The following is a 13,806-nucleotide window of genomic DNA, read 5'->3' as shown; positions in this document are numbered from 1 at the left end:
CCGACGACAATGCTTCGTCGGCAATGACGATAAACAACGGGGGAGCCCATGAAAACCTTTCACTGCGACAATTGCAGCGCGCAAGTCTTTTTCGAAAACACCGTATGTGGCAATTGTGGCTGGATGCTGGGTTATCAGCCTCAATTGCAGGCCATTGCCAGCTTTTCGCCGCTGGAGCCGGCAGTCGCACCGGCGCCGGATGCCCAAGCCGCCGTTCCTGAAGCCGGGCCGGGGCGCTGGCGAAGCGTCAGGCCGCAGAACGAGGGTGTTGTGTTCAAGCAGTGCGTCAACTACTGGCGCGAAAACATCTGCAACTGGATGCTCGATGAGCGCGAGCCGCACGAGTTGTGTGCCTCCTGCCGCCTCACGCGCGTCATTCCCAATCTCGACGAAGGCAACAACCGGGTGCTGTGGAGCCGCCTGGAGACGGCCAAGCGTCGCCTGCTGCATTCTCTCTGGACCTTGCAATTGCAGCCGGTACCGAAGATGGAAGATGAAGAAGCCGGCCTGGCCTTCGAATTCCTGCAAGACCTTCCGCATGGCGAGCGGGTGCTGACCGGGCATGCCGATGGCGTCATCACCATCAACATTGCCGAAGCCGATCCCGCCTACCGCGAACAGGCGCGCGAGCAGATGGCCGAGCCGTATCGCACGCTGCTGGGGCATTTCCGGCATGAGAGCGGCCATTACTATTTCGACCGGCTGGTGGCGCCAACCAACTGGATCACACCGTTCCGGGAGATGTTCGGTGACGAGCGCCAGGACTATGGCGAAGCGCTCAAGGCTCATTACGAGAATGGCCCGCGCCCGGACTGGGAAGAAAACTTCGTCAGTGCCTACGCCAGCAGCCACCCCTGGGAAGACTGGGCGGAGACCTGGGCCCATTATCTTCATATGTTCGATACGCTGGAGACTGCCTATGCCTGCGGGGTGCAGCTGCGGCCGCGCCATGAGGGCGAGCAGAAGCTGGTCATCAAGGCGCCGCCGGTGGCGGCCGGTTCCTTTGACGAACTGGCCCGCGAGTGGTTTGCGCTGACCTATGTGCTCAACAGCCTCAATCGCAGCATTGGCATGCCGGATTCCTATCCCTTCACCTTGTCCACGCCGGTACTGCAGAAACTGCGCTTCGTGCATGAAGTGGTCAATGGCGGCGCACCGTCTTGAGGCTCGCAGGATTTCGATTGTTGCTAGTTGATTGAAGGGGGCAGGGAGTCATTCTCCCTGCAGTGACTCGAAGCGGCTCATCAATTCCAGCGGTAGAGCTGGCAAGGAGAGTTGCATGGGGCGTCCCTTCATCGTCGTCGGCGACAAGACCAGCCATGGTGGTACGGTCATTTCCGGCGATCAGACCTTTCTCGTTCATGGCAAGGCCGTCGCGCGGGTCGGCGACCTGACCAGCTGTCCCCATTGCAAAGGGACATTTCCCATCACATCCGGTGCGGGCGACATGAAGTCCATGGGCCAGGCACCGGCACGTGACGGCGACCGCACGGCGTGTGGCGCCACGCTCATCGCCAGCCAAGGGGTGGCCACGCATTCGGAAGAAAAAACGGCAGCTCAGGCGGCCCCTTCCGGCACGGCTGCCAGCGCGGACATAGAGCCTGTTCCGCCCGCGGCCTCGTCGTCTTCCTCGATTTGCCTGCCTTGTCTGGCTGCTGCCGCGCAGTCTGGTCAGGCCTTGTTGGTGCGCACATGAGAACCCCATTGCCGCATGGCCGGATCAAGCCCCTGCCGCAGCCGCTGGCGGGAGAGCAACTGCATGTACTGGTCGATGGATTCCATTTTGCCGATATGAATTTTTCGGTCCGCCTGGCTGAGCAGCCCGGTGCAACCAGTTTGTTCGCGGGCACGGAAGAAGAATCCTTGATGGAGGGCGGTCCCTGGTTGCTGGCGGTGCAGCGGCAATCCTATGCGCTTTGCCGCCAGTTGATCGCGCTGGAGCGGAGCCGGGCAGCGGTTTCCTGGATTTATGCAGCATTCGACACGGCCGCGCTTGCCGCGCACTTGCAAGCGCGCCTGAACCTGCGCCTGCCGGATGGCCGCTCGGCCCTGCTGCGATTCTGGGATCCGCGCGTGCTGGCGACGCTGGCGCGGCGGCTGGATGAAGCGCAACGGATCGCGTTCTTTCATTCAATCCGGCAATGGCATTTCGTGGTGGACGGCCGTCCGGTTTACATAGGACGCGACCATGCTTGAACTCACGTCCGAACAATACCGGCAGTTCCTGCACATCGATACCCAGCACTTCATAGCCGCTGCTGCCGACCAGTATCTTGCGCAGCACCAGGACATGCGCAGCGATCCCGGCCGGAATGCGGTGATCGAACGCATGCGCATCACCTATGAACGAGGCCGCTCGATGGGGTTCACCTCGACGCCCCATCTGCTGTACATGATGACCCTGGAGGCCGGTGCACCGGGTCTTTTTGGGGATGAGCTGATTCGCCACTACCTCAGCATGCCGGGGGCGACACCGGAACAGCGGCTCGATGACTTCGACGCCATCCTGGCCAACGAATTGCAACGGATGAAGGAGGAAGAATAATGGCAGCCATTGCCGTTCAAGTCGGGCGCGCGGCGGCGCAACGCGCGGTGCCCGTGATCAAGCGTTGGTTGCCTCGTGCTGCCGGCGGCACAGGGGATGTGGTGGTGGGGGAGCAAATCGAGGATCGCAGAAGCGAAGCGGACAAGGCCAAAGATGCGCCGCTGGCCAAGGCCGAGGTGGACGCGGCTGCGCGCGAGAAGTGCCGGGATTGTCCGCCGCTGGCGGGGCATGAAATAGAAAAGCACTTCCGGGAGCGGAAGTCCTGGATGGACTATCAGGTGCGCATTACGGGTATGCGATCCGGCCCGCTGTTCTTGACTGAGTGGAAATATGACAAGAGGGAATTCGACGGATTCAAGCCAGCCGAATGCTTGCTGATGGAGGCGAAGGCGGGATATGACCAGTTTTTTTCGGGACCCGGCGAATTTGAATACGACTTCCAGAAAAGAATCATCCACGACATGGTGGGGCAGGCAAGGCTGCAAAATATTGCCGCTCAGCCGCGGCCGCCTGTAAAGCTGCACTGGTACTTCATGGAGCCGTGGACGTATGCCTATCTGAAACCAATGTTCTTCGAGATATCTCCGACCATTAACGTTATCTTCCAACCGTGAGTGCGCTAATGAAAGCATTTGATATAAAGATTTTCTATCCAGCAGTAGAGCCCCGTATCAGTCTTGTCGAGCGAATCAAGAAGGCGGCCGTCCTCCTGAGCGCATGGAGCAAGTACGACCATTGGATGAGTCTGGAACATTGGCTCGTAGCGGCGGGCGATGAAGAGGGCTCGTTCCGATATCCGGTCTTTGAAGATGGAATGCCGGGGATCTCGGCCTTGGCCTATTACCGTGAGTTCCAGCGCAATCACGAGCCGGACGATCCACGCTATCTTTGTTTTTGGAATGGGCAGCTAGAGAGAGGAGGGCGAGCCAGTTACTCTGATGAATACAACCATGTGGACGGCAGTCCGGAGATTGTCTGGCTTACCGTAGATCACATGGAACGCTGGTCCGATCCATCGTCCCTCGTGGATGCGTTGAAGGAATCTGCAAAGCTCTTCTCTCCGCGTGCGATGTTCGTGAAGCCTGCAAGCTATACGCCGGTATTCTTCGATAAGCCCTGCGTGGCGTGGATGCTTTACCTGCCCCTGCAACTCTCGACCAGGCAAGTTCCCGAAGCTGCGCGACTGGAGCCTGTGCACGACGCTGCCGGCCAGCAGATGGGCACGATCATCATCAGCGTCGCCGATACGATCTTCGACATCGATAACCCCGCTCACGTGCGCCTCGCGCATGACATCGAGGTCAGGCTGACGGATCAGAACTTGCTGCCGCGCTATCCGGATCTGCTGATCTGACGGGAGGCTGGTGAATCACCCAATAAAAAACCCGGAAGTTTCCTTCCGGGTTTTTAATCATGGGGCGCTCAGCAGGATTCAGTCATCACGCCCTTCCAGCGCACGGTTCAGGCTCAGCGCAGCCAGCGAACCCACAGCGCCGGACAGCAGGTAGAAGCTCACGTAGGCCATGCCGAAGTGCGCAGACAAGCCCAGCGCCACCAGCGGTGCGAAACCGGCACCGACCAGCCAGGCCAGGTCTGACGTCAGGGCCGCGCCGGTGTAGCGATAGCGGGTCTTGAAGTTGGCCGTCACGGCGCCGGCAGCCTGGCCGTAAGACAAGCCCAGGAGCGCAAAGCCGATCAGGATAAAGGTGTTCTGGCCGGATTCGCCGCCATTCATCAAGCTCGGGACGAAGGCCGACAGGATAGCGATCAGCAATGCCATCGAACCCAGGGTATTGCGGCGCCCGAAGCGATCCGCAATCAGGCCCGATACCACAATGCCAGCTGCCATGATCACACCGCCCCAGATCTGGATCACCAGGAAAGCCGAGGCTTCACGCAGCGAATACAGTTTGATCCACGACAGCGGGAATACCGTCACCAGGTGGAAAAGCGCATAGCTGGCCAAGGCGGCGAGGGCGCCGATGATGATGTTGCGGCCTTGGGTGGTGGCCAGCTCAACCACGCCGGCCGGCTCCAGTTCGCGTTCATCGAGCAGCTTGGCGTATTCCGGCGCCGACACCAGGCGCAGGCGCGAGAACAGGGCCACCACGTTGATGGCAAAGGCCACATAGAAGGGGAAACGCCAGCCCCAGTCAAGGAAGTCGGCCGTGGTCAGCGTGGCCAGCATGTAGGCAAACAGGCTGGCGGCGATCACGAAGCCCAGCGGCGCGCCCAATTGGCCCAGTGCGGCATACCAGCCGCGCTTGTTCGGCGGGGCGTTCATCGCCAGCAGCGAAGGCAGGCCGTCCCACGCACCGCCCAGCGCCACCCCTTGACCGACACGCAAGAGCGAGAGCAAGATGATGGCCCACACACCAATGTGTTCGTAAGTTGGCAATAACGCAATGCCCGCAGTCGAAAAGCCGAGCATGAACAACGCCAGCGTCAGCTTCACCTCTCGGCCGTAGTGCTTTTGAATCGCCATGAAGATCGTGGTCCCGATGGGGCGGGCCAGGAAGGCGAAGGCAAAGATCACGAAGGCGTAGAGCGTGCCTTCCAGTTTCGGTTCGTTGGGAAAGAAGACCGCCGGGAACACCAGCACTGAAGCCAGTGCATAGACGAAGAAGTCGAAGTATTCGGACGCGCGTCCGATCACCACGCCCACCGCGATCTCACCGGGTTCGATCGTGCCGTGTTCGTGGTGAGTGGAAGGATTGCTGGATTGAGGCCGGAGTTGACCGGAACCTTCACCATTGTGGATGCTGGTGCTTGCCATGGCTTTGTCTCCCACTGTTAGAGGTTTAGTCGCAGTACGTGCTACAAATCCCAACCTGGCAGGTGGCAAGTGACAGGGTGGGACAAAACGTCCAATCGCCAACACACTTTATTGGCGTTACATTACCACGCTCTGATACATACGACTGGAATTTTCCTTCATGGTTTCTCAAATCCTCCGTCGCGGATTGCTCCTGCTTCCTGCGCTTCTGTTGGCTGGGTGCAACACCGTCGTGATGAATCCTTCCGGCGACATCGCTAACCAGCAAGCACGCCTGATCGTCATCTCGACCGCGTTGATGCTGCTCATCATCGTCCCGGTGATCATCCTGACGCTGCTGTTTGCATGGCGTTATCGCAAGAGCAACACTTCCGCTCCCTACGAGCCGGACTGGGATCACTCGACTCGCCTGGAACTGGTCATCTGGGGCGCCCCCCTGCTGATCATCATCGCCTTGGGCCTGTTGACCTGGATCACCACCCACACCCTGGACCCGTACCGTCCGCTCTCGCGCATCGACGCCGAGCGTCCGCTGTCGCCCCAGGTCAAGCCGCTGGTGGTGGAAGTCGTGGCGCTGGACTGGAAGTGGCTGTTCATCTATCCGGAGCAAGGCATCGCTACTGTCAATGAGTTGGCTGCGCCCGTGGATGTTCCCATCCAGTTCAAGATCACTGCCTCCAACGTGATGAACTCGTTCTACATCCCGGCACTGGCAGGCCAGATCTACGCGATGCCGAGCATGGAAACCAAGCTGCACGCCGTCATCAACAAGGCCGGCGAATATGAAGGTTTCTCGGCCAACTACAGTGGTGCGGGCTTCTCGCACATGCGCTTCAAGTTCCATGGCCTGGACCAGGCCGGCTTTGACGCCTGGGTGCAGAAGGCCAAGGCTGGCGCTGGCAAGCTGGACCGTGCCGAATACCTGAAACTGGAACAGCCGAGCGAACGCGAACCTGCCCGCCTGATCGGCAGCGTCGAGCCCGAACTGTTCCACGCCATCGTGAATCGTTGCGTCGCACCCAACACGGTTTGCATGGACAAGATGATGGCCACCGACCTGAACGTGAAACCGGGCCAGCAAAAGGCCGAATGATTTCCTTGCCTGGTAGCCGTATCAGCGCAGCAGAACACCGCTGCGCCCCCATTTCCTTTTTCCCCGGGAAGTAAAGATGTCTGACAATTTTGACCTGATAAAGCTGATCTTCGGTCGTCTCAGTCTGGAAGCGATTCCATACCATGAGCCGATCCTGATCGGTACCTTCGCCATGGTGGCGCTGGGCGGCATAGTAGTACTCGGCCTGCTCACCAAATATCGCCTGTGGGGCATGCTGTGGCGCGACTGGTTCACCAGTATCGACCACAAGCGCATCGGCATCATGTACATCGTGCTGGCCATCGTCATGCTGCTGCGCGGCTTTGCCGATGCGCTGATGATGCGTGCGCAGCAAGCCATCGCCTTTGGCGACAATGCCGGCTTCCTGCCACCGCACCACTATGACCAGGTGTTCACCGCCCACGGCGTGATCATGATCTTCTTCGTGGCCATGCCTCTGGTGACCGGTCTGATGAACTACGTCGTGCCGCTGCAGATCGGTGCACGTGACGTGGCCTTCCCCTTCCTGAACAACTTCAGCTTCTGGATGACCACCTTCGGCGCACTGCTGGTGATGGCCTCGCTGTTCGTGGGCGAATTCGCCCGCACCGGCTGGCTGGCTTACCCGCCGCTGTCGGGCATCCTGTACAGCCCTGACGTGGGGGTGGATTACTACATCTGGGCCTTGCAGGTGGCCGGGGTAGGGACACTGCTCTCAGGCATCAACCTGGTGGTGACCATCGTCAAGATGCGCGCCCCGGGCATGAACATGATGAAGATGCCGGTCTTCACCTGGACCTCGCTCTGCACCAACGTCCTGATCGTGGCTGCCTTCCCGGTGCTGACCGCCGTGCTGGGCATGCTGTCTCTGGACCGCATCTTCGGTACCAACTTCTTCACCAACGACATGGGCGGCAACGCCATGATGTACGTGAACCTGATCTGGATCTGGGGCCACCCCGAGGTGTACATCCTGATCCTGCCGGCTTTCGGCGTGTTCTCGGAAATCGTGTCGACCTTCAGCGGCAAGCGCCTGTTCGGTTACACCTCCATGGTGTATGCGACCGTCGTGATTACGATCCTGTCCTACCTGGTGTGGCTGCACCACTTCTTCACCATGGGTTCGGGTGCCAGCGTGAACTCGTTCTTCGGCATCACCACGATGATCATTTCGATCCCGACCGGTGCCAAGATCTTCAACTGGCTCTTCACGATGTACCGCGGTCGTATCCGCTTCGAAGTGCCGATGCTGTGGACCATCGGTTTCATGGTCACCTTCGTCATCGGTGGCATGACCGGCGTGCTGCTGGCCGTTCCCCCGGCTGACTTCGTGCTGCACAACTCGCTGTTCCTGATCGCCCACTTCCACAACGTCATCATCGGCGGCGTGGTGTTCGGCATGTTCGCCGGCATCAACTTCTGGTTCCCGAAGGCCTTCGGCTTCAAGCTGAACGAATTCTGGGGCAAGTGCTCGTTCTGGTTCTGGCTGGTCGGCTTCTACCTGGCCTTCATGCCGCTGTATGTACTGGGCCTGATGGGCGTGACACGCCGCATGAGCCACTTCGATGATCCGTCGCTGCAGATCTGGTTCGTGGTCGCTGCACTGGGTGCCGGCCTGATCGCCCTGGGCATCGGTTCCTTCATCATCCAGATCGCTGTCTCGATCCGCGACCGCAAGAAGCTGGCCGATGTGACCGGTGATCCGTGGAACGGCCGTACCCTGGAATGGTCGACTTCGTCGCCGCCGCCGGCTTACAACTTCGCCTTCACCCCGGTCGTGCATGACAACGACGCCTGGGCTGACATGAAGAAGAACAACTATCAGCGTCCGCTGGGTGATTTCGTGGAAATCCACATGCCCAAGAACACCGGTGCCGGCTTCATCATCGCCGCGCTGTCCGCTGCCGTTGGCTTCGCCATGATCTGGCACATGTGGTTGCCCGCCGTGGCTGGTTTCGTCGCCCTGTGCGTGGCCACCATCGTGCACACCTTTAATTACAACCGCGACTACTACATCCCGGCCGACGAAGTCGTCCGTGTCGAAGCAGAGCGCACACGTCTGTTGAATAGCCATGTCTGAAGCAATCAACCACACGGCCGACGCGACGCCTAGCTCGCGCTATTTCGTCCGCCATCACCATCCGGAGAACGGCACTTTGCTGGGCTTCTGGATCTACCTGATGAGCGATTGCCTGATCTTCGCCTGCCTGTTTGCGTGCTACGCCGTCCTGGGCCGCAACTATGCAGGCGGTCCGACCGGCGCCGAGCTGTTCGACCTGCCGCTGGTGGCGCTGAACACCGCGCTGCTGCTGCTGTCGTCGATCACCTACGGTTTCGCCATGCTGGCCATGCAGGCCAAGAAGCAGCAGAACACCATCATCTGGCTGATCATCACGGGTCTGCTGGGTGCCGGCTTCATCTACTTCGAACTGTACGAGTTCCTGCACCTGATCCACGAAGGCGCAGGTCCGGCACGCAGCGGCTTCCTGACCTCGTTCTTCGCGCTGGTCGGTACCCACGGTCTGCACGTTTCCTTCGGCATCATCTGGCTGATCGTGCTGCTGTTCCAGATCAACAAGCACGGCCTGACCGAAGCCAACGGCCGTCGCCTGATGTGCCTGTCGATGTTCTGGCACTTCTTGGACGTGGTCTGGATCGGCGTCTTCACCTTTGTCTATCTGATGGGAGTCCTGCCATGAGCCGCGGTCACCAAGAACACCCGGCCCGACCGATGGGCCATCAAGACGACCATGGCCACGGTCATGGTCATGGCGACCACGCCGCACACGGCACGATGAAGGATTACGTCACCGGCTTCGTGCTGGCCGTGATCCTTACCGCGATCCCGTTCTGGATGGTCATGAACAAGACCATCGCGAACCCGGCAACTCTGGGCATCGTATTGCTGGTCTTCGCGGCAGTGCAGATCGTGGTGCACATCAAGTATTTCCTGCACATGAACAGCAAGTCCGAAGGTGGATGGAACATGCTGGCGATGATCTTCACCGTCGTCATCGTGGTGATCGCTCTGTCCGGTTCGCTGTGGGTCATGTATCACTTGAACCACAACATGATGCCGACCATGTCGCCTGAAAACATGCCGACCGAAACCGTGCCGCAGTCGATGCAGGGTATGCAAGGCATGCAACACGGCGCAGCCCCATCGAAATGAGCCCGACGCCAACTGATGGCGTGACGCAAGGCAAAGAAAGCGGGGCGGCGCAAGCCGCCCCGGTATCCCGCACAAAGGCCAGCTTGTTGCTGCTGACGCTTTTGGCGGGATTTTTCTTTCTGGTCTTCGCTGCGCTGGGAACCTGGCAGGTCTATCGCCTGCAATGGAAGCTGGATCTGATCGCCAAGGTCGACGCCCGGGTGCACGCCGCACCGGTGGCGCCACCCGCTGCGCAGGACTGGCCGAACGTGACCGCCGAGCGCGATGAATACAAGCGTGTGGCCTTGAGCGGCCGCTACCTGTACAGCAAGACGGTGGCCGTGCAGGCCAGTACCGACCTGGGCAGCGGAGCGTGGCTGCTGACGCCCTTGCAGATGGCCGATGGCAGCGTAGTGCTGATCAATCGCGGGTTCGTGCCGGTCTCGCCGCTCAAACTGGCTGAGTCCCAGCTGGCGGATGCGCCTGCAGGCCAACTGAACGAAGTGACTGGATTGCTGCGCATGAGCGAGCAGGGCGGCGGTTTCCTGCGCAGCAATGACGGCGCGCAGAACCGCTGGTATTCGCGCGATGTGAAGGTAATTGCACAAGCCCGACATTTGCCAGCGGGGCAGGTGGCACCGTATTTCGTCGATGCCGACAAGGCGTCGTCGGAAGCCAATGCCGCCAGCGCTCCTGATGCGCAGAAACCCGTCGGTGGCCTGACCGTGATCGCCTTCCACAACAGCCACCTGGTCTATGCCCTGACCTGGTACGCCCTGGCGCTCATGTCGCTGGGTGCGGGCTATTGGGTCATCCGCGACGAACGCCGCTGGCGCCAGCGCATCCAGGATGCGCAAGCCAGGGGCTGAGCGATGACTGCCTCCGACACCGTCGCCAAGCGCAAGACCCTGCGCGAGCGCTGGCAGCGCCTGCGCCAGGGCGAGCAGAACCCGGCCGGCCACCAGAACATGCTGCTGCTGATCCAGTTGCGTTGGCTGGCGGTGCTGGGGCAGGTCTCCACGATTGCCTTCGTGGTGCTGGTGTTCGACCTGCATCTGCCGCTGCCGCACATGCTGGAGGTGCTGTCCTGCCTGATCGCCTTCAACATCGCCAGCCACCTGCGCTGGCATGAACGGCGCATCGCCACCAATGCCGAACTGTTCCTGGCCTTGCTGGTGGACGTGGCGGTGCTGACCTTCCAGCTTTACCTGAGCGGCGGCATCACCAATCCCTTCGCCTTCCTGTACCTGATGCAGATCATCCTCTCGGCCGTGCTCCTGAAGCCCTGGTCGAGCTGGGCCATCGTCGCCGTGACCATGGCCTGCCTGGCGGGACTGGCACTGTTTTCCGAGCCGCTGGCACTGCCGCCGGACCACAACGCGGGCTTGCTGAGCCTGTATGTGGAGGGCACGCTGATCTGCTTCCTGCTCAATGCCGGGCTGATGGTGTTCTTCATCACCCGCATCAGCAGCAACCTGCGCGCCGGTGATGCCTTGCTGGCCGACCTGCGCCAGCGTGCCGCCGAGGAAGACCACATCGTGCGCATGGGCCTGCTGGCTTCCGGAGCAGCCCATGAACTGGGGACGCCGCTGGCAACAGTGTCAGTGATCCTGGGTGACTGGAAGCGCATGCCCGAAATCAGCCAGCGCGCCGACATGCTGGACGACATCGCCGAGATGGAAGCCCAGCTGCAGCGCTGCAAATCCATCGTCAGCGGCGTGTTGCTGTCGGCCGGCGAGGCGCGCGGCGAATCGTCCATCAAGACCACGATCAACACCTTCCTCGATAGCGTGGCCGAAGACTGGCGCAAGACGCGGCCGGTGGAGATCTTCGAATACCGCAACCTGATCGGGCAGGATGTGCCGGTCGCCTTCGACTCGGCCATCAAGCAGATGCTGGGCAACGTGCTGGACAACGCCTTCGAGGTCTCGCCCCAATGGCTGGCCCTGGAGGTGAGGCGGGAAGGGGATCTGCTGCTCATGGAAGTGAGCGATCGCGGCCCCGGCTTCCCCGACTGGATGATCAACCAGATCGGCAAGCCCTACCAGTCCACCAAGGGCAAGCCGGGCCGTGGCCTGGGCCTGTTCTTTGTGGTCAACGTCGCGCGCAAGCTGGGCGGACGGGTCTGGGCCAGCAATCGTGCCGCGGGTGGCGCGCGCGTGACGCTTGAGCTGCCGCTGTCGGCCATCAGCCTGGCCCCGCTGACCGAAACGGCGCCTGGCAGCGAACTGCCGGACTATCCGATGGGCGCTTGATGTGCCGCAAGCCGCGCCTGACGCGGCATTGACCGTGATCATTTCCTTTTTCTTCAGGTGCCGGCCATGTCCGGTGCCGTCTCGCCTTACAATACCGGCTTTGGCAAAGTAGAAAAATAGGAAATGCACATGCCGGCTGATCGCCTGCTTCTGATCATCGAGGACGACGCCGCCTTCGCACGCACCTTGGGACGCTCCTTCGAGCGTCGCGGCTACACCGTCCTGCTGGCCGCCAGCCAGGAGGAAGCGGCGGCCCACCTGAAAGAACACAGTCCCGGCTATGCCGTGGTCGACCTGAAACTGGGCGGCAACGCCTCCGGACTGGCCTGCGTGCAGATGCTGCATGCCCACGATGAAGCCATGCTCATCGTCGTGCTGACCGGCTTCGCCAGCATCACCACGGCGGTGGAAGCCATCAAGCTGGGCGCCTGCCAGTACCTCGCCAAACCCTCCAATACCGACGACATCGAAGCCGCCTTCGGCCACGTGGCCGGTGCGTCGGAGGTCGAGCTGCCGGCCCGCGCCACCTCCATCAAGACCCTGGAATGGGAACGCATCCACGAGGTGCTGGTGGAAACCGATTTCAACATCTCCGAAACCGCGCGCCGCCTCGGTATGCACCGCCGTACCTTGGCGCGCAAGCTGGAAAAACAGCGTGTGAAGTAAACTGCACACGGCTGCGCCAGCGGTTATCATTACGCCCGCCCCGCGCGCCGCAACGGCCGGGGCACTCTCACCAGAAGGGAATGACGTGAACCATTTCAACTTCCAGCGCGGCCTGCTGTGGGCGTGCGCCGCGACCATCGTGAATCTTTCTGCAGGCGCAGCCCAGGCCCAGGACACCATCAAGATTGGCGAGATCAACAGCTACAAGGCGCAGCCGGCCTTCCTGGAACCGTACCGCCGGGGCTGGGAGATGGCCCTGGATGAAGTCAATGCCGCCGGTGGCGTGCTGGGCAAGAAGCTGGAAGTGATCGCCCGCGACGACAATGGCAACCCCGGGGATTCGGTGCGCGTGGCCGAAGAACTGATGGCGCGCGAACGCGTGGCGCTGCTCTTTGGCGGCTTCCTCTCCAATACCGGCCTGGCGCTCACCGATTACGCCAAGCAGCACAAGGTCTTCTTCCTGGCGGCCGAGCCGCTGACCGACAAGATCGTCTGGCAGAACGGCAACAAGTACACCTACCGCCTGCGTCCGTCCACCTACATGCTGGTGGCGTCGGTGGTGAAAGAAGCCGCCAAGCTGAAGAAGAAACGCTGGGCCATCGTCTATCCCAACTATGAATACGGCCAATCCGCCGTCGCCAGCTTCAAGACCCTGCTCAAGCAAGCCCAGCCGGATGTGGAATTCGTCGCCGAACAAGCGCCGCCGCTGGGCAAGATCGATGCCGGTGCGGTCACGCAGGCGCTGGCCGATGCCAAGCCGGATGCCATCTTCAATGCACTCTTCGCCGCCGACCTGGGCAAGTTCGTGCGGGAAGGCAATACGCGCGGCCTGTTCGATCAGGTGGAGGTGGTGTCGCTGCTGACCGGCGAACCTGAATACCTCGATCCGCTGAAGAACGAAGCCCCGCAGAACTGGATCGTCACCGGCTACCCTTGGTACGCCATCAACACCCCCGAACACAAGAAGTTCGTGGACGCCTATCGCAAGAAATTCAACGACTACCCGCGCAATGGTTCGCTGGTTGGCTACAGCGCATTGATGTCGATTGCCGCCGGCATCAAGAAAGCCGGCAGCACCGATGCCGACAAGCTCGCTGCGGCCTTCTCGGGCCTGAAAGTGGAGACGCCGGTGGCCTCCATCGTCTATCGCCCGCAGGATCACCAGTCCACGCTGGGCGCTTTCGTCGGCCGTACCGGCATCAAGGACGGCAAGGGCATCATGACCAGCTTCAGCTATGTCGACGGCGCCAGCCTGCAGTTGCCGGATGCCGAGGTCAAGAAGCTGCGTCCGACGGATTGACCTGCCACGCTGATCTTGCT

15 protein-coding genes are annotated in these 13,806 nt (G+C 61.0%); 14 read left to right on the top strand and 1 reads right to left on the bottom strand.

Annotated features, from left to right (window positions below):
• Window positions 1-48 precede the first annotated feature (48 nt).
• The 6 genes from E2K99_RS13030 (at window position 49) to E2K99_RS13005 (ending at window position 3,899) form a co-directional block, all read left to right on the top strand.
• Complete coding sequence (locus E2K99_RS13030) at window positions 49-1,164, top strand: zinc-binding metallopeptidase family protein (RefSeq protein WP_134222480.1); 1,116 nt, start codon at window positions 49-51, stop codon at window positions 1,162-1,164.
• A gap of 115 nt (window positions 1,165-1,279) precedes the next feature.
• Complete coding sequence (locus E2K99_RS13025) at window positions 1,280-1,696, top strand: PAAR domain-containing protein (protein WP_134222479.1); 417 nt, start codon at window positions 1,280-1,282, stop codon at window positions 1,694-1,696.
• 8 nt (window positions 1,697-1,704) lie between these two features.
• Window positions 1,705-2,196, top strand: coding sequence for a DUF4123 domain-containing protein (locus tag E2K99_RS13020; protein ID WP_240733711.1), 492 nt, complete (start codon window positions 1,705-1,707; stop codon window positions 2,194-2,196).
• Window positions 2,189-2,545, top strand: a complete 357-nt coding sequence (locus E2K99_RS13015; protein WP_134222478.1) for a hypothetical protein — start codon at window positions 2,189-2,191, stop codon at window positions 2,543-2,545. Before E2K99_RS13020 ends, E2K99_RS13015 begins: the two co-directional genes overlap by 8 nt.
• The gene (locus E2K99_RS13010) at window positions 2,545-3,159 is read left to right on the top strand and encodes a Tox-REase-5 domain-containing protein (RefSeq protein ID WP_134222477.1); all 615 of its coding nucleotides are present in this window, start codon (window positions 2,545-2,547) and stop codon (window positions 3,157-3,159) included. Before E2K99_RS13015 ends, E2K99_RS13010 begins: the two co-directional genes overlap by 1 nt.
• 8 nt (window positions 3,160-3,167) lie before the next feature.
• Window positions 3,168-3,899, top strand: a complete 732-nt coding sequence (locus tag E2K99_RS13005; RefSeq protein WP_134222476.1) for an Imm52 family immunity protein — start codon at window positions 3,168-3,170, stop codon at window positions 3,897-3,899.
• A gap of 78 nt (window positions 3,900-3,977) precedes the next feature.
• On the opposite strand, the gene E2K99_RS13000 is transcribed toward E2K99_RS13005, so the two are convergent.
• Window positions 3,978-5,321 carry an MFS transporter gene (locus E2K99_RS13000; RefSeq protein WP_121045569.1) on the bottom strand — a complete coding sequence of 448 codons (1,344 nt, stop codon included), beginning with the start codon at window positions 5,319-5,321 and terminating at the stop codon, window positions 3,978-3,980.
• A gap of 160 nt (window positions 5,322-5,481) precedes the next feature.
• On the opposite strand from E2K99_RS13000, the gene cyoA reads away from it, so the two are divergent.
• The 8 genes from cyoA to E2K99_RS12960 all read left to right on the top strand — a co-directional run bounded on the left by cyoA (window position 5,482) and on the right by E2K99_RS12960 (window position 13,786).
• On the top strand, window positions 5,482-6,414 hold the full coding sequence (cyoA, locus tag E2K99_RS12995; RefSeq protein ID WP_039785866.1) for a ubiquinol oxidase subunit II: 933 nt from the start codon (window positions 5,482-5,484) through the stop codon (window positions 6,412-6,414).
• Window positions 6,415-6,490: 76 nt separating this feature from the next.
• Window positions 6,491-8,494 carry a cytochrome o ubiquinol oxidase subunit I gene (gene cyoB / locus E2K99_RS12990; protein ID WP_134222475.1) on the top strand — a complete coding sequence of 668 codons (2,004 nt, stop codon included), beginning with the start codon at window positions 6,491-6,493 and terminating at the stop codon, window positions 8,492-8,494.
• On the top strand, window positions 8,487-9,113 hold the full coding sequence (cyoC, locus tag E2K99_RS12985) for a cytochrome o ubiquinol oxidase subunit III (RefSeq protein WP_034329230.1): 627 nt from the start codon (window positions 8,487-8,489) through the stop codon (window positions 9,111-9,113). The genes cyoB and cyoC overlap by 8 nt, the downstream gene beginning before the upstream one ends.
• On the top strand, window positions 9,110-9,586 hold the full coding sequence (cyoD, locus tag E2K99_RS12980; RefSeq protein ID WP_039785863.1) for a cytochrome o ubiquinol oxidase subunit IV: 477 nt from the start codon (window positions 9,110-9,112) through the stop codon (window positions 9,584-9,586). The genes cyoC and cyoD overlap by 4 nt, the downstream gene beginning before the upstream one ends.
• Window positions 9,583-10,434, top strand: a complete 852-nt coding sequence (locus E2K99_RS12975) for an SURF1 family protein (RefSeq protein ID WP_134222474.1) — start codon at window positions 9,583-9,585, stop codon at window positions 10,432-10,434. Before cyoD ends, E2K99_RS12975 begins: the two co-directional genes overlap by 4 nt.
• A 3-nt stretch (window positions 10,435-10,437) precedes the next feature.
• On the top strand, window positions 10,438-11,820 hold the full coding sequence (locus E2K99_RS12970) for an ATP-binding protein (RefSeq protein ID WP_134222473.1): 1,383 nt from the start codon (window positions 10,438-10,440) through the stop codon (window positions 11,818-11,820).
• 129 nt (window positions 11,821-11,949) lie between these two features.
• Window positions 11,950-12,486, top strand: coding sequence for a response regulator transcription factor (locus E2K99_RS12965; RefSeq protein ID WP_134222472.1), 537 nt, complete (start codon window positions 11,950-11,952; stop codon window positions 12,484-12,486).
• A 112-nt stretch (window positions 12,487-12,598) separates the two neighbouring features.
• Window positions 12,599-13,786, top strand: coding sequence for an ABC transporter substrate-binding protein (locus E2K99_RS12960; protein ID WP_420840916.1), 1,188 nt, complete (start codon window positions 12,599-12,601; stop codon window positions 13,784-13,786).
• Window positions 13,787-13,806: the final 20 nt, after the last annotated feature.

Origin of the sequence: Herbaspirillum huttiense, assembly GCF_004367745.1 — a bacterium.
GTDB lineage: Bacteria > Pseudomonadota > Gammaproteobacteria > Burkholderiales > Burkholderiaceae_D > Herbaspirillum > Herbaspirillum huttiense.
This window is presented reverse-complemented; position numbering and strand designations above follow the sequence as displayed.

What these genes read in the sequence shown, in the direction of transcription:
- E2K99_RS13030 (WP_134222480.1), top strand. Translation starts at nt 49, where the DNA reads ATGAAAACCTTTCACTGCGACAATTGCAGCGCGCAAGTCTTTTTCGAA.
- E2K99_RS13025 (WP_134222479.1), top strand. Translation starts at nt 1,280, where the DNA reads ATGGGGCGTCCCTTCATCGTCGTCGGCGACAAGACCAGCCATGGTGGT.
- E2K99_RS13015 (WP_134222478.1), top strand. Translation starts at nt 2,189, where the DNA reads ATGCTTGAACTCACGTCCGAACAATACCGGCAGTTCCTGCACATCGAT.
- E2K99_RS13010 (WP_134222477.1), top strand. Translation starts at nt 2,545, where the DNA reads ATGGCAGCCATTGCCGTTCAAGTCGGGCGCGCGGCGGCGCAACGCGCG.
- E2K99_RS13005 (WP_134222476.1), top strand. Translation starts at nt 3,168, where the DNA reads ATGAAAGCATTTGATATAAAGATTTTCTATCCAGCAGTAGAGCCCCGT.
- E2K99_RS13000 (WP_121045569.1), bottom strand. Translation starts at nt 5,321, where the DNA reads ATGGCAAGCACCAGCATCCACAATGGTGAAGGTTCCGGTCAACTCCGG.
- cyoA (WP_039785866.1), top strand. Translation starts at nt 5,482, where the DNA reads ATGGTTTCTCAAATCCTCCGTCGCGGATTGCTCCTGCTTCCTGCGCTT.
- cyoB (WP_134222475.1), top strand. Translation starts at nt 6,491, where the DNA reads ATGTCTGACAATTTTGACCTGATAAAGCTGATCTTCGGTCGTCTCAGT.
- cyoC (WP_034329230.1), top strand. Translation starts at nt 8,487, where the DNA reads ATGTCTGAAGCAATCAACCACACGGCCGACGCGACGCCTAGCTCGCGC.
- cyoD (WP_039785863.1), top strand. Translation starts at nt 9,110, where the DNA reads ATGAGCCGCGGTCACCAAGAACACCCGGCCCGACCGATGGGCCATCAA.
- E2K99_RS12975 (WP_134222474.1), top strand. Translation starts at nt 9,583, where the DNA reads ATGAGCCCGACGCCAACTGATGGCGTGACGCAAGGCAAAGAAAGCGGG.
- E2K99_RS12970 (WP_134222473.1), top strand. Translation starts at nt 10,438, where the DNA reads ATGACTGCCTCCGACACCGTCGCCAAGCGCAAGACCCTGCGCGAGCGC.
- E2K99_RS12965 (WP_134222472.1), top strand. Translation starts at nt 11,950, where the DNA reads ATGCCGGCTGATCGCCTGCTTCTGATCATCGAGGACGACGCCGCCTTC.